2 protein-coding genes are annotated in these 14,968 nt (G+C 66.5%); both read left to right on the forward strand.

The window, feature by feature from the left end; genetic code table 11:
• The first annotated feature begins 29 nt into the window (after positions 1 to 29).
• Positions 30 to 13,679: an amino acid adenylation domain-containing protein gene (locus tag ACQP2U_RS17820; RefSeq protein ID WP_433715680.1), complete on the forward strand. Its 13,650-nt coding sequence runs from the start codon at positions 30 to 32 to the stop codon at positions 13,677 to 13,679.
• Between the two features lie 246 nt (positions 13,680 to 13,925).
• A complete protein-coding gene (locus tag ACQP2U_RS17825; protein WP_433715681.1) occupies positions 13,926 to 14,912 on the forward strand; it encodes an ATP-binding cassette domain-containing protein in 987 nt (328 codons plus the stop codon).
• The last annotated feature ends 56 nt before the right edge of the window (positions 14,913 to 14,968 follow it).

Below are 14,968 nucleotides of genomic sequence, written 5' to 3' on the forward strand. Positions count from 1 at the left end.
TGCATCAACAGCGGCAGAAGGAGTGATTGATGAAGTCATTGGCCACGGATCGCGTCGACCAATGCTCTTCCGGTGAGTTCTCGGCACAACCATTCCCACTGTCGCCAGCGCAAACAGGCCTCTGGTACGCCCAACGTATCCGCCCGGATGTCCCGCTGACCATTGCGCAGTATGTCGAGATCCACGGAGACTTGGACGTCGGACGCCTGCTGTACTCGATCGAACGGTTCGGCCTCGAAACGCAGGTCGGACATGTGCGGCTGATCGAGATCGATGGTGTTCCACATCAGGTGATCGACCACAGCCGCCGTCCGGGCTGGGGCCGGATCGATCTGCGCGACGAGCCCGATCCACACGCTGCCGCGCTGCGCTGGATGAACGAGCACGCCAGCTCCCCGATCGATTTCGAGCGCGATCCGCTGACCACGAACATCGTGCTGCGGACCGGTGAATCCGACTACATCTGGTATGCGCGCGGCCATCACATCGTGATCGACGGTTACGGCGCGATGAACGCGCTCACCCGGACCGCGGAGATTTATACGGCGGTGGAGAACCACACCGAACCCGAAGCATCCCGGGCCACATCGCTGGCCAAAATCTATGCCGACGAATCCACATACCGCGACTCCAGCCGATTCCGCAACGACCGTGACTATTGGCTCGAGCAACTAGCGGGCGCGGGTGGACCGATGTCTCTGTCCAGCGTGAACGGCCTAACCGCCGCCCCCGACGCGGGGCGGCGGCGTGCTTGCGCGGTCCTCGACGACCGTGCCGAGGCCGTCATGACCGCGGCCGCCGCCGCACTCGAGACCAACAGTTCGACCATGTTCGTCGCTGCACTGGCCGCCTACGTCAGGTCGGTGACCGGCAATCCCGACGTGGTGCTGAGCCTGCCGGTCTCGGCGCGGACCACGGTCGCGCTGCGCCGCTCCGCCGGCGTGGTCTCGAATGTGGTGCCGATCCGGGTGCGTTTCGATCCCGATACCACAGTGCGCGATGTGGTGCGCACCGCCGAATTACAGATCACCGGCGCGCTGCGGCACCAGCGCTACCGGCACGACGACATCCGCCGCGATTGTGGCTACTCCCGCGATGCACGCGGATTCTTCGGCCCGATGGTCAACATCATGCTGTTCCACGACGAGTTGAAGTTCGGCAGTCTGGTCGGCTCGCTGCATGTGCTGGCCACCGGCCCGGTCGAGGACCTGTCGATCAATCTGTACAACGGTGAGGGCGGCCGCATCCATATCGACTTCGAGGCGAATCCGCAGCTCTACGCGGAGTCCGAGGTCATCGCGCACCACACCCGGTTATTGGACTTCCTGACCCGATTCTTCGCCGCCGAACCCGATACACGTGCCGCGAGTCTCATCGCCATCACCGATGAGGAGCACGAGCGCGTGGTGCACACCTGGAACGCCACCGGGACAACCACGCAGCAAGGGACCCTCCCGGGCCTGTTCACCGATCGCGCGATGATCTGCCCGGATGCGGTCGCACTCGAATTCGGTAACGAGACACTGACTTACCGCGAACTGGATGAGCGTGCCAACCGGTTGGCCCGACTGCTCATCGCGCGTGGTGCTGGCCCGGAAAAAGTGGTCGGACTGTACCTGCGACGCAGCCTGGAACTGGTCGTCGGCATGTACGCGATCGTCAAGGCGGGCGCTGCGTATCTGCCATTGGATGCGGATCACCCCGTGGAGCGGATCGAACAGCTCCTCGAACAGGCTGATCCGGTCTGTGTATTGACCGCGGCCCGAGACGAACTCGCGCTGCCCGACGGCGCGGACGCGGTGGCGATCGATACCGTCGACCTCGCGGATTTCGACGCCCACCCGATCACCGACACCGACCGGCTCACCCCTCTGCGTGCCGATCATCTCGCATACGTGATCTTCACCTCGGGCTCGACCGGAATGCCCAAGGGCGTCGGCGTGACCCACGCCGCGATCGTCAACCGGCTGCGCTGGATGCAGCACGAATATCCGCTCGGCGCCACCGACGCGGTGCTGCAGAAGACCCCGGCCACCTTCGACGTTTCGGTCTGGGAGTTCTTCTGGCCCTTGCAGATCGGCGCCCGACTGGTCGTCGCGACGCCCGACGGCCACCGCGACCCGGGCTACCTAGCTCGGATAATCGCCGAAAAGTCGATTACCGTAGCGCATTTCGTGCCGTCCATGCTTTCGGTGTTCGTCACCGACACCGACGTGCGCGGCTGCACCACGCTGCGCCGGGTGTTCTGCAGCGGTGAAGCGTTGCCCGCGGCCACCGTTCGTGATTTCCACGCGGCCCTGTATGGGCCGGAACTGCACAATCTGTACGGGCCGACCGAGGCCGCCGTCGATGTCACCTATTGGCGGTGCCCGGCCGATCCGGATACCGTGCCGATCGGCTCGCCAGTGTGGAACACCCAGACCTACGTCCTGGACGCACAGTTGCGGCCGGTGCCGCCGGGGGTCGTCGGTGAGTTGTATCTCGCGGGCGTCCAATTGGCGCGCGGTTATCTCGGCCAATCCCGGTTGACCGCTGAACGTTTCGTGGCCAACCCGTTCACCCCGGGCACGCGGATGTACCGCACCGGCGATCTGGCTCGCTGGCAGGGCGTCCCGGACCTTCGCAACCATCGTGGTGTTTCGGGTCGGGGTGTCCTCGAATACCTGGGCCGCAGCGACTTCCAGGTCAAGATCCGGGGTCTGCGTATCGAACTCGGCGAAATCGAGGCGGCACTGCTGGCCGACGAACGGGTCGCCCGTGCCGTCTGTGTCGCCCATCACGGCCGCACCGGCGACGAACTCGTCGCCTATGTTGTTGCCGTACCCGCCTTTTCGGGCGTTTTGGATAGTACCGCACTGCTGAATGCCTTGCGTCGCACGCTGCCCGGCTACATGGTGCCCTCGGTGCTCATGCTGCTCGACGAACTACCGCTGAGCGCGAACGGGAAGATCGACCGCAAGGCGCTGCCCGAACCCGTTGCCGCCCGCCCGTCCGGCCACCTCACCGCCGAACCACGCACCGAGGTGGAACGGGTGCTCGCCAGAATCTTCGGTGAAGTGCTCGACATCGACGGAATCGGTGTCGAGGACGGCTTTTTCGATCTCGGCGGCAATTCGCTGATCGCCGCCCGCGCCGTCGCGCGGATCAACGCCGCCCTCGGTACCGGCCTGACCATTCGCGACCTGTTCGAGGCCTCGACCATCGCCGCCTTGATCGAGCGCTTCGCCACGCACAATCCGGATGCGTCCTCTCCGAAGCTGGTACCGGCCGAACGGCCGCAACGGATCCCGTTGTCGTTGGCACAACAGCGCCTGTGGATTCTCAACCGCTTCGCCGAACATGCCGCCGCCTACAACATGCCGCTGGCCGTCGATATCGATGGACCCATCGATATCGACGCGCTACGTGCCGGACTCGTCGATGTGATCGAACGGCACGAATCCCTGCGCACCACCTTCCCGGATACGCCCGAGGGGCCGTACCAGCTCGTGCATCCGGCCACCGACATCCCGCTCACCCTGGATCCGATCGACGCGACCGACGCCGACGTGCGCGCACTCGCCGAGGAGTTCGCCGGATACGGCTTCGATCTGCGTAGCCAGGCACCGATCCGGGTGGCGCTGTGGACCACCGGACCCGATCGGCACGTATTCCTCGTCGTGCTGCACCACATCTGCGGTGACGGTTGGTCGATCGCACCACTGGCCAGGGATCTGATGTCCGCGGTGGCCATGCGTGCGAAGGGCATAGCACCACAGTGGAACCCGCTGCCGGTGCAGTACGCCGATTTCGCCCTGTGGCAGCGTGAGCTGCTCGGCGACGAAACCGATCCGGCGAGTGCGCTGAGCCGCCAGCTCGCCTACTGGCGCTCGGCCCTCACCGGTCTGCCGGACCAGCTCGACCTGCCGCTGGATCGCGCACGTCCGTTGCGTCGCTCGACCGACGGCGGCCGGGTCGAGTTCACCATCCCGCCCGAGATCCGCCGCGCCGCAGGCGAACTCGCCGCCAACCGCGGCGTCAGCATGTTCATGGTGCTACATGCCGCACTGGCTACTCTGCTCGCGCGGCTGTGTGCGAGCACCGATATCGCCATCGGCACGCCGATCGCGGGCCGCTCGGATCCCGCACTCGACGATCTCGTCGGCATGTTCGTCAACACCCTCGTATTGCGGACCGAGGTGGATCCGGCCGCCGGATTCGATCAGATGCTCGATGTGGTCCGCGAAACCGATCTCAATGCCTTCGCCAATGCGGATGTGCCGTTCGAGCGGCTGGTGGAACTCGTCAACCCGGAGCGCTCCGCCGCCAGGCATCCACTGTTCCAAGTGATGCTGTCCTATGACCGCGCACCGGATCTGAGTATCGATCTGCCCGGTGTGCGGGCGCAGGTGCTGCCGATCGCCGCCGATATCGCCAAATTCGATCTGCAGCTGGAACTGCACGACAGCCTCGCCGACGGTCCACTGCCTGCCGAATTCGGCTATGCCACCGACGTTTTCGACAAGCGCACGATCGAAGCGTTCGCCCGGCGCTTCCTCGCCGTGCTCGGTGCCGTCGTCGTCGAGCCTCATCGCCCGGTCGGTGATCTGGAGATCCTGGACCTGCGCGAGAACGCGAAACTCGTACCGATAGCCGGTGCCCCGGGCGAGCCCGCGATGACCTTGGCGCGACTGTTCACCGACATCGCTGAGCGGCTGCCGGATGCGACCGCTGTGCGCTACGAGGGTGTCGATACCAGCTATCGCGAACTCGACGAGATGTCGAACCGGCTGGCGCGCACGCTGATCGAACACGGTGCCGGACCCGAGGTCGTGGTGGCCATCGCCTTGCCACGCAGTCTCGATTCCATCGCGGCCATCTGGGCGGTGGCGAAAACCGGTGCGGCATATGTGCCGATCGACCCGAGCTACCCGGCCGAGCGAATCGGACATATGATCGCCGATTCCGGTGCCATGCTCGGGCTGACCGTTCCGGAATCCCTGGCCACTATGCCCGCCTGGCCCGCCGCGCGCGGTAAGCACCGCAAGCACGATGTCGATTGGCTGGTGCTCGGGTCCGAGGAGTTGGCCGCCGAATCCGCCCGCCACTCAACCGATCGCGTCACCGATGCGGATCGCCACTATCCGCTGCGCACCAGCCATCCGGCCTATCTGATCTACACCTCGGGTTCCACCGGAAAGCCCAAGGCCGTGATCGTCACTCACGCCGGTATCGCATCGCTGGCACAGGAGCAGATGTATCTGTTCGGTGTCACGGATTCGGCACGCACGCTGCACTTCTCCTCGCCCAGCTTCGACGCGTCGGTGCTGGAGATACTGCTCGGGTTCGCGGCGGGCGCCACCATTGTCGTCGCACCCGCGGGCATGTACGGCGGTACCGAACTCGCCGATCTGCTGCGCACGGAGCGGGTCACCCATGCCTTCATCACACCGGCCGCGCTGGCCACCGTGCCGGAGGACAGGCTCGACGAGCTCGAGGCCGTCATCGTCGGCGGTGAGGCGTGCTCGGAGGAACTGGTCGAACGCTGGTCGGCCGAGCACCGCATCCACAATATGTACGGACCTTCCGAGGCGACCGTCGCCGCCACCGCCAGCGCTGCGATGCAGGCGGGCCGCCCGGTGCCGCTCGGCATGCCGGTGCGCGGTATGCGGCTGTTCGTGCTGGACGCTCGACTGCATCCGGTGCCACCGGGCACCCCGGGCGAACTCTACCTGTCCGGTCCCGGATTGGCCCGCGGCTATCTGGGCCGATACGGCCTTACCGCACAGCGCTTCCCGGCCAACCCGCTGGGCAGGCGCGGTGAAAGGATGTACCGTACCGGCGATCTCGTGGTCGCGGATCCGACCGGCCAGCTGCGCTTCCTCGGCCGCGCCGACGACCAGATCAAGATCCGCGGCTTCCGTATCGAACTGCGCGAAATCGACCATGTACTGCGCGCCCATCCGGGTGTGAACGCCGCGCTCACCGTCGTGCACACCGACGAACACGGCCAGCCCCGCCTGGTCTCGTATGTGAGCGCGGACGAACCGATCGATGCCGCCGATATCACCGAGACCGCACGCCAGCGGCTGCCCGGTTATATGGTGCCCGCCTCGATTGCCGTACTGGACGAGATGCCCGTCACCCAGGCCGGGAAGCTCGACCGACAGGCCCTGCCCGCACCGGTTTTCGCGGCCGCGGGTTCCTCGCGTGCGCCGAGTACACCGCTGGAACAGCGCGTCGCCGCCGCGTTCGGCGAAGTTCTCGGCCGCCCGATGACGGGCGCGGAGGACAGCTTCTTCGACGTGGGCGGCAACTCCCTGCTGGCCACCCGCCTCGCCGCCGCATTGCACGCGGAATTCGGCGTCGACCTGCCCGTTCGGCTGATCTTCGAGGCGCCGACTGTCGCGGGCATCGCGGAACGGATAACGGAAGCGCCCCGGACGCAACGGGCGGCGCTGGCTGTGCATACCCCGCGTCCGGGACGCATTCCATTGTCGCTGCCGCAGCAGCGACTGTGGTTCCTCAATCGATTTTCACCCGAATCGAGCGCGTACAACATCGCATTCGTCATTCGGATCGACGGCGATCTGGACGCGGATGCGCTGCGCGCGGCGTTGACCGATCTGGTCGAGCGGCACGAGGTGCTGCGCACCGTCTTCCCGGAGGACAATCTCGGCGCGCGGCAGTCGGTGCTGCCGATGGCCAAGGCCATGCCGGTGGTCGAGCCGGTGGCTACCGATGAGAGCGCCGCCGAGCGGGCACTTCGGGCCATGGCCCGTACCGGATTCGATCTCACCAAAGACATTCCGCTGCGGATCAGCTTGCTGCGCATCGAGTCTCGGCGGCATCTGCTCGGCATCGTGCTACATCACATCGCCGCCGACGGCTGGTCGCTCGGCCCGCTGACCAGGGATCTGGCCGCAGCCTACATGGCAAGGCGGAAGGGTGTCGCACCCAGTTGGACGCCACTTCCGGTGCAGTACGCCGATTTCGGGCTGTGGCAGCGCGCCTACCTCGGTGACGAGGCCGATCCGGAAAGCCTCGCGGGCGAGCAACTCGCGTACTGGCACACCGCACTGGCGGATCTGCCCGACGAACTGCCGCTGCCCTACGATCGCCTGCGGCCGGCCGAGCCGACGCAGCAGGCGGGATCGGTGCGCTTCACGGTGCCCGAGCCGATGCGGCGGGCACTGGCCGAACTCGCCCGCGAACACGGCGTCAGCATGTTCATGGTGCTGCGCTCGGCCCTCGCGGTCATGCTGCGGTTCATTACCGGCGGTCGGGATATCGTGATCGGCACGCCGGTCGCGGGGCGCACCGATACGAAGCTCGACGAGTTGGTCGGCATGTTCGTCAATACGCTGGTACTGCGCTCGGACGTCGACCCGGATATTCCGTTCGCGACGCTGCTGCGCGCGGATCGTGATAACGAGCTGGCCGCCATGGCGCATGCGGATATTCCGTTCGAGCGCATCGTCAAGGAGATGGGGCGCGAGGCGGCGCGCGGCAGCAGTCGCCAGCCGCTGTTCCAGGTGGCGCTGACGGTGCAGGACGGTCCGGTTCCCTCGCTCGAACTGCCCGACTTGGCCTTGCATGCCGAGGAATTGGATATCGCGCTGGCCAAATTCGATCTGGAACTGCGGGTCGGTGCCGGCGCCCGCGACGCCGGAGCGGACGCGTCGGCGCGTGCCTTCGAATTCGTCTATGCCGCAGAACTTTTTGATGCGGCAACGGTCACAACGATGGCCGATCGGTTCCTGGCGGTGCTGGCGGCCATTACCGCCGCTCCGCAGGTGCTGGTCCGCGATATCGACGTGCGCACCGAGTTCGAGCGACGACAGCTCACCCCGGCTACCGGCGGCGCGACAACGCCGCAGTGCACATTGGGCGCTTACTTCACTGCCACCGCGCATATGCATCCCCAGCGCACGGCGATCCGCGCGAGCGGCACCTCGCTGACCTACGCCGAGGTCGACGCGCGCTCGAATCGGTTGGCACGGGCGCTGATCGAGCGCGGGCTCGGCCCGGGTGACCGGGTGGCACTCGGCCTGACCCGCTCGGTCGACTCGGTTATCACGATGCTCGCGGTCGCCAAGTCAGGCGCCGCATTCGTGCCGGTGGATCCGAACTATCCGGCCGACCGCGTACGGCACATGCTGGTCGACTCCGGGTGCGAGGTGGGTGTCACGCTGGCCGAGCATGTCGAGCGGCTGCCCGCGACCGCGGGCACCGACTGGCTGCTGCTTGACGCGCCTGAATTCATCGAGGAACTGGACGAATTCGACGATTGCCTGGTCGACGACTACGAACGCCATCGTCGCGTCGAGATCGCCGACCTGGCCTATGTGATCTACACCTCGGGCTCGACCGGCACACCCAAGGGCGTGGCCGTCACGCACAGCGGGTTGTCGAACTTCGGTGATGAACTCCGCGAGCGGATCCGGATCGACAAGGATTCGCGCACGCTGCACTTCTCCTCCCCGAGCTTCGACGCGGCCATTTTGGATCTGCTGCTCGCCATCGGCTCCGGTGCGACCATGGTGATCGTCCCGACCGATGTCTACGGCGGCGATGAACTGGCCGCGCTGATGGAGCGCGAGGGTGTCACCCATACGTTCATCACTCCCGCCGCGTTGGCCACCATTGATCGGGAGCGGTGGTCATTGCCGAGCCTGCGTGCACTGATGGTGGGCGGCGAAGCCTACGGTCCGGAGTTGGTGGCCCGCTGGGCACCCGGTCGGCAGCTGCGCAACGTATACGGCCCGACCGAAACCACTGTCGTCATCACCATCTCCGATCCGATGGCGATCGGCGAACCGATCACCGTCGGAACCCCGGTGCGCGGTGCGCGGGCGCTGGTGCTGGACGAGCGGCTGCGTCCGGTGCCGGTCGGCGTTCCCGGTGATCTTTACTTGGGCGGACTCGGTGTCTCACGTGGATATCTCGACAGGTTCGAGCTCACCGCGACGCGATTCGTCGCCGATCCTTTCGGACCGCCGGGGTCGAGGATGTACCGCAGTGGTGATGTGGTGCGCTGGAATGCCGCGGGCGAAATCGTCTACCTCGGGCGCAGTGACCATCAGGTCAAAGTGCGCGGCTTCCGTATCGAACTCGGCGAGATCAGCAGTGCGCTCGCCGCGCATGAGCATGTGCGATTCGCGCACACCGAGGTGCGCCATATCGCGGGCGCGGATCGGATCGTCTCGTTCATCCAGCCCGCCGACGACACCACACCGGATATCGACGCTGTGCGCGCCCATGTCGCCGAACACCTTCCCGCGCATATGGTTCCGGCGAGCATCACGGTGCTGGACAGGATTCCGCTGACCCCCACCGGCAAGTTGGATGTCGCCGCACTGCCCGAACCGCAGCTCATGGTGCGCACGGCCCAGCGGGCACCCGAGACCGATGCCGAGCGGCTGGTAGCCGAGGTGATGGGTGAGCTGGTCGGTGTCGAGGACGTGAGCGCGGAGGACAGTTTCTTCGATATCGGCGGAAATTCGCTGCTGGCAACCCAACTCGTGGCTCGGCTGGCGGCGGCGACCAATATCCGGCTCGAGGTGCGCACCGTCTTCACCAGGCCGACTGTCGCCGAACTCGCGACGCTGCTCGATTCCGGATCCGGTGCGGATACCCGGCCGGAGCTGGTGCGCCGCGATCGGCCGGAGCGGATCCCGCTGTCGGCGGCTCAGTATCGACTGTGGTTCCTGAACCGGTTCAACCAGGTCGGGGACGGCGCGGGGGATGTCGGCGGCGCCTACAACATCCCGGTGCTGCTGCGGTTGCGCGGTGAGCTGGATGTCGATGCGCTGACGCGGGCATTGCACGCCGTCCAGCAGCGGCACGAGACGCTGCGGACGGTGTTCCCGGAGATCGATGGGGTTCCCACGCAGCAGATTCTCGATCCGGCCGATGCGGCCGTCGCGATGTTGCTCGCGACCATGCGGCCGTCCGAAATACCCGGCGCGGTACAGAGTTTCGCGACTCCGGGATTCGATCTCGCCACGACCGTGCCGCTGCGCGCCGCGCTGATCACGGTCGACCAGGACAGATCCACCGACGCGAAATCAGGGGCATCGAGCGAGCACGTGCTGGTGCTCGTCGTCCACCACATCGCGATGGACGGCTGGTCGCTGGCACCCCTGGCCGCGGATGTGGCCACCGCCTATGCGGCCGCATGTGCGGGGAAGGCGCCGGACTGGCCGGACTCGGAGATCCAATACGCCGATTACACGCTCTGGCAGCAGGACATGCTCGGCACCGAGGACGATCCCGATTCGGTGGTCCATCGCCAGCTCGACTATTGGCGCGAGACCCTGGACGGAATTCCGGAGCTGCTGAACTTGCCCACGGACCGGCCGCGTCCGCCCGCGCCGAGCTATCGCGGGGGCATCGTGGAGTGCCCGATCGACGCATTGACCCATCGGGAACTGCGCACGATCGCCACCAGCAATAACGTCAGCATGTTCATGCTGCTGCACGCCGCGCTCGCGATTCTGCTGCACCGGATGACCGCGACCGACGATATTGCCGTCGGCACGCCGATCGTCGGTCGCGGCGGCCACCCAGAGCTGGATCGGATGGTCGGCATGTTCGTCAACACGTTGGTACTGCGCACCCGGATCGATCCGGACGGCAGTTTCACCGACCTGCTGCACGCCGTGCGCGATACCGATCTGGATGCGTTCGCGCATGCGGACCTGCCGTTCGAGCGGCTCGTCGAGGTACTGAATCCGGTCCGCTCGCAGGCCCATCACCCCATGTTCCAGGTGATGCTCTCGGTGCAGAACCACCCGGTGCGGGTGCTCGAGCTGCCCGGGCTGCGCATCGAGTCCGAGGATATCGACACCGGTATCGCGAAGTTCGATCTGCAGTTCACGCTGACCGAATCCGAATCCGGCACAAGGGAAGCTGCCGGCATCAAGCTGTCGGTGAACTACGCTAGCGATCTGTTCGACGCGGAGACCGCACAGCGGCTCGGGAGGCGACTGGTCCGGCTGCTCGCCAGCGTCGCCGCGAATCCGACTACCGCCGTTGGTGATCTGGAACTGCTCGATCCCGCCGAATGGTCCGGGCTGGCCCCGGTGCGCGGCGCGGAGGCGGACCGGCCGGTCACCTTCCCCGAGGTGTTCGAGACCGTGGCGAATATCGATCGCAAGGCCATCGCGCTGCGTTCGGGCGAGACCCAGGTGAGCTACGAGGCGCTCGACCGGTGGACCAACCGGCTGGCGCGGGTGCTCATCGAGTACGGGGTCGGACCCGAAACGCTAGTGGCGCTGGGGATTCCGCGTTCGGTCGAATCGGTGGCGACGATGCTCGCGGTGGCCAAGGCGGGGGCGGCATTCGTGCCGGTCGATCCGATGTATCCGGCGCAGCGGATCTCCCATATGCTCACCGATTCCGGTGCGGCACTGGGGATCACGCTGGCCACGCACCGCGACCAGATGCCAGGCGATGCCGAGTGGATCGTGCTCGACGATGCCGAATTCCGTGCGCGAGTGCTGGATACCTCCGATGCGCCGATCGGGACGGGCGAGCGGACCCGTGTGCTGCGGGTGGACAACCCGGCCTACGTCATCTACACCTCCGGCTCGACCGGTACACCCAAGGGTGTCGTGGTCACCCATGGTGGCCTTTCGAACTTCGCGGCGGAGACCGCGGAGCGCTTCGAGGTACACCCGGGTTGCCGGGTCCTGCATTTCGCGACACCGAGCTTCGATGCCGCCATGCTCGACCTGCTGCTCGCGCTCGGTGGTGCGGCGACGCTGGTGATCACGCCACCGGGCGTGGTCGGCGGCGCCGAACTGGGCAGGGTCTTCATCGACGAGGGGATCACGCACGCGTTCATCACCACCTCCGCACTCGGCACGGTCGATCCGACCGGCGTCACCGAACTGGCGCATGTACTGGTTGGCGGCGAGGCGCTGCCGCCGGAGCTGGTTACGCGCTGGGCGCCTGGGCGCAATCTGTACAACGTGTACGGGCCGACCGAGACCACCATTGTCACGGTGATCTCCCAGCCCATGACGCCGGACGGACCGATCACGATCGGCGAGCCGATCCGCGGCGTCAACGCGACCATCCTCGATGGGCGGCTGCATCCCGCGCCGGTCGGGGTGACCGGTGAACTGCATCTGGCGGGTAGTGCGCTGGCACGAGGTTATCTGAACCGTCCGGGGCTGACCGCGCAGCGGTTCATCGCGAATCCGTACGGCAAGCCGGGGGAAAGGATGTATCGCACCGGCGATCTCGTGCGCTGGTTCGGCTACAGCTGCGACTCGGCTCGCGAAATCGAATACCTCGGCCGCACCGACCATCAGGTGAAGATCCGTGGCTTCCGCATCGAACTCGGCGAGATCGACGCCGCGCTCGCGCGGCACCAGGCGGTCGAGTTCTCGACGACCATCGGTTATCGGACCCCCGCCGGTGCGACGGCGCTGGTGGCGTACGTGAAGCCGTGCGATGGCGTAACGCTGAGCGCTGCCGAGCTCACCGAACATCTCGCCGAGCGGGTGCCGAATTACATGGTTCCGCAATCGATCATGCTGATCGACGAGGTCCCACTCAGCCCAGTCGGCAAGCTCGACCGAAACGCGTTGCCGGAACCGGTCTTCAGCGCAAGCGAAGGCTATCGGGCGCCGACCACCCCGACCGAGGCGCAGCTGTGCGCCGCCTTCGCGACAGTGCTCGGTGTCGAAGCGGTGGGTGTCGACGACGGATTCTTCGAACTCGGCGGCAACTCCCTGCTGGCCACCAAGGTCGTGGCAGAGTTGCGCGCCAACGGTATCGACATCCCGGTTCAGCTGATGTTCGGCGAATCCACCCCGGCCGCCATCGCGGCCCGGCTGGACGGTGCCGGACACCCCGGTGCGGCCATCGCCGCGACGCTGGAGCCGGTACTGCCGATCCGGGCCCGCACCGCCGCAAGCCGGCATCCGCTGTTCTGCATCCATCCCGCGATCGGACTGTCCTGGTGCTACTCGGGCCTGCTCGCGCATCTGCCCGCGGAGCGCCCGGTGTACGGATTGCAGGCGCCGCATGTGGCGGGCGAGGACGGGTTCGATTCGATCGTCGAGGCCGCGGAAAATTATGTGGCGCATATCAAGTCGATCCAGCCCGAAGGGCCCTACCATCTGCTCGGCTGGTCGTTGGGCGGCCTGATCGCGCACGAGGTGGCGGTCCAACTGCAGGATGCGGGCGAGCAGGTCGCGCTGCTGTCGATGATGGACAGCTACCAGCTCACCGATGAATGGCTCGAGCATGCGATCCCCACGGTGGCCGAGATCATCGGCGAATTCGGCAGTGACGCCGATGACGTCGAACTCGACCCGCGCATAACCTTGCGCGACGCCGCCGAACTGCTGCGCTCGCGTCCCGGACCGTTCGCCGCCCTGACCGTCGAACACCTGGAGCGCCTGTACGCGGGCTACACCAATGGCACCGTCCTGGCCCACAGCTTCCGCCCCAGGAGCTTCGACGGTGACGTGCTCTTCTTCACCGCGGCCGATGACGAGATCAACCACACCGACCCGACCCGCTGTGCCGCGGCGTGGGAACCCTTCGTCACCGGCACGATTCACAACCACGACCTGCCCTGCAAACACTCGGCCATGACGACACCGGAATCACTCGCCATCATCGGTCCGGTGCTCAACGAGCACCTGGAAGGCGCACCGGGGCAGGAGGCATGGTCGTGAGAGAGCGTTTCGAACAATCCACCGACACAACGCCCATATACATCGATGAAACCTGTTGTCACCGAAGCGGGTTCGCGCGCGATAGCGCCGACGACCGCACGGGCAGGGACGCCGGTGCCGAGGGTAGGAGTAGGAGCGAATCGTGAGTGAGCGTCAGCGAGTGAGCCATCAGCACAATGCGGAGCACGCCGTGGCAGGCACGTCCGAAGTGCGGGCGTCGGGGGCGAGTGCTCGGCAGGTCGTGTCGTGAGTCTGGCGGTAGAGGTGCGCGGCCTGGTCAAGACTTACGGCCGGCTGCGGGTGCTCGATGAGGTCGACCTACAGATTCCGGTGGGCACGGTGATGGCGCTACTCGGGCCCAACGGCGCGGGTAAAACGACCACAGTGCGCATCGTGACCACTCTGCTGCGGCCGTGTGCCGGATCGGTGCGGGTGGCGGGCATCGACGTGCTGCGCGATCCGGCGGCCGCCCGTCGGCGCATCGGACTGTCCGGTCAGTACGCGGCGGTCGACGCCAACCTGACCGGATACGAGAACCTGCGCATGGTGGCGCGGCTGTACGGGATGTCGCAGCGGCAGGCCACATCGCGCGCGGCGGAGTTGCTGAGCTCCTTCGGGTTGGACCATGCGGCGCACCGTCGGGCGGGTACCTACTCCGGTGGTATGTCGCGGCGACTCGATCTTGCCGGGGCATTGGTGGCACGGCCAGCGGTGGTGGTGCTCGACGAGCCGACCACCGGCCTGGATCCGCGTGGCCGTCTCGATATGTGGCGCGTCATCGGCGACCTCGTCGACGACGGCACCACCGTCCTGCTCACCACCCAGTACCTGGAAGAGGCCGACCAACTGGCCGACCGCATCACGGTCATCGATCGCGGGCGGGTCATCGCCAAGGGGTCGGCCGATGAGCTGAAGACCTCCATCGGCGGCGACCGGCTCACCGTCACGCTGGCCCCCGGTCAGGACGTGCTGCCCGCACTGACGATCCTCGCGCAGGTCGGCATCGGTGAGCCGACGCACGATCTGGGCGCGGACGAAGTCTCCATCGTGGTCGCCGACGGCTCCCGCACCATGGTCGAAGCGCTGCGCAGGCTCGACGACGCCGGGGTGTGCGTGGTCGACGCCGAGGTGAATCGGCCCAGTCTCGACGACGTATTCCTGTCCCTCACCGGCAGCCCGGCGCACGACCTCGAGCCGGAAATCGACGATGTACAAGAGGAGATCCTGTCTTGATGAGCACCGCAGTCGCGCACGCCGAACCGGCACCGACGGCGCACACCGAATCCCCG

Origin of the sequence: Nocardia sp. CA-084685 (assembly GCF_050955785.1) — a bacterium.
GTDB lineage: Bacteria > Actinomycetota > Actinomycetes > Mycobacteriales > Mycobacteriaceae > Nocardia.

Coding starts and splice junctions, on each gene's coding strand:
- ACQP2U_RS17820 (WP_433715680.1), top strand. CDS start 30: ATGAAGTCATTGGCCACGGATCGCGTCGACCAATGCTCTTCCGGTGAG.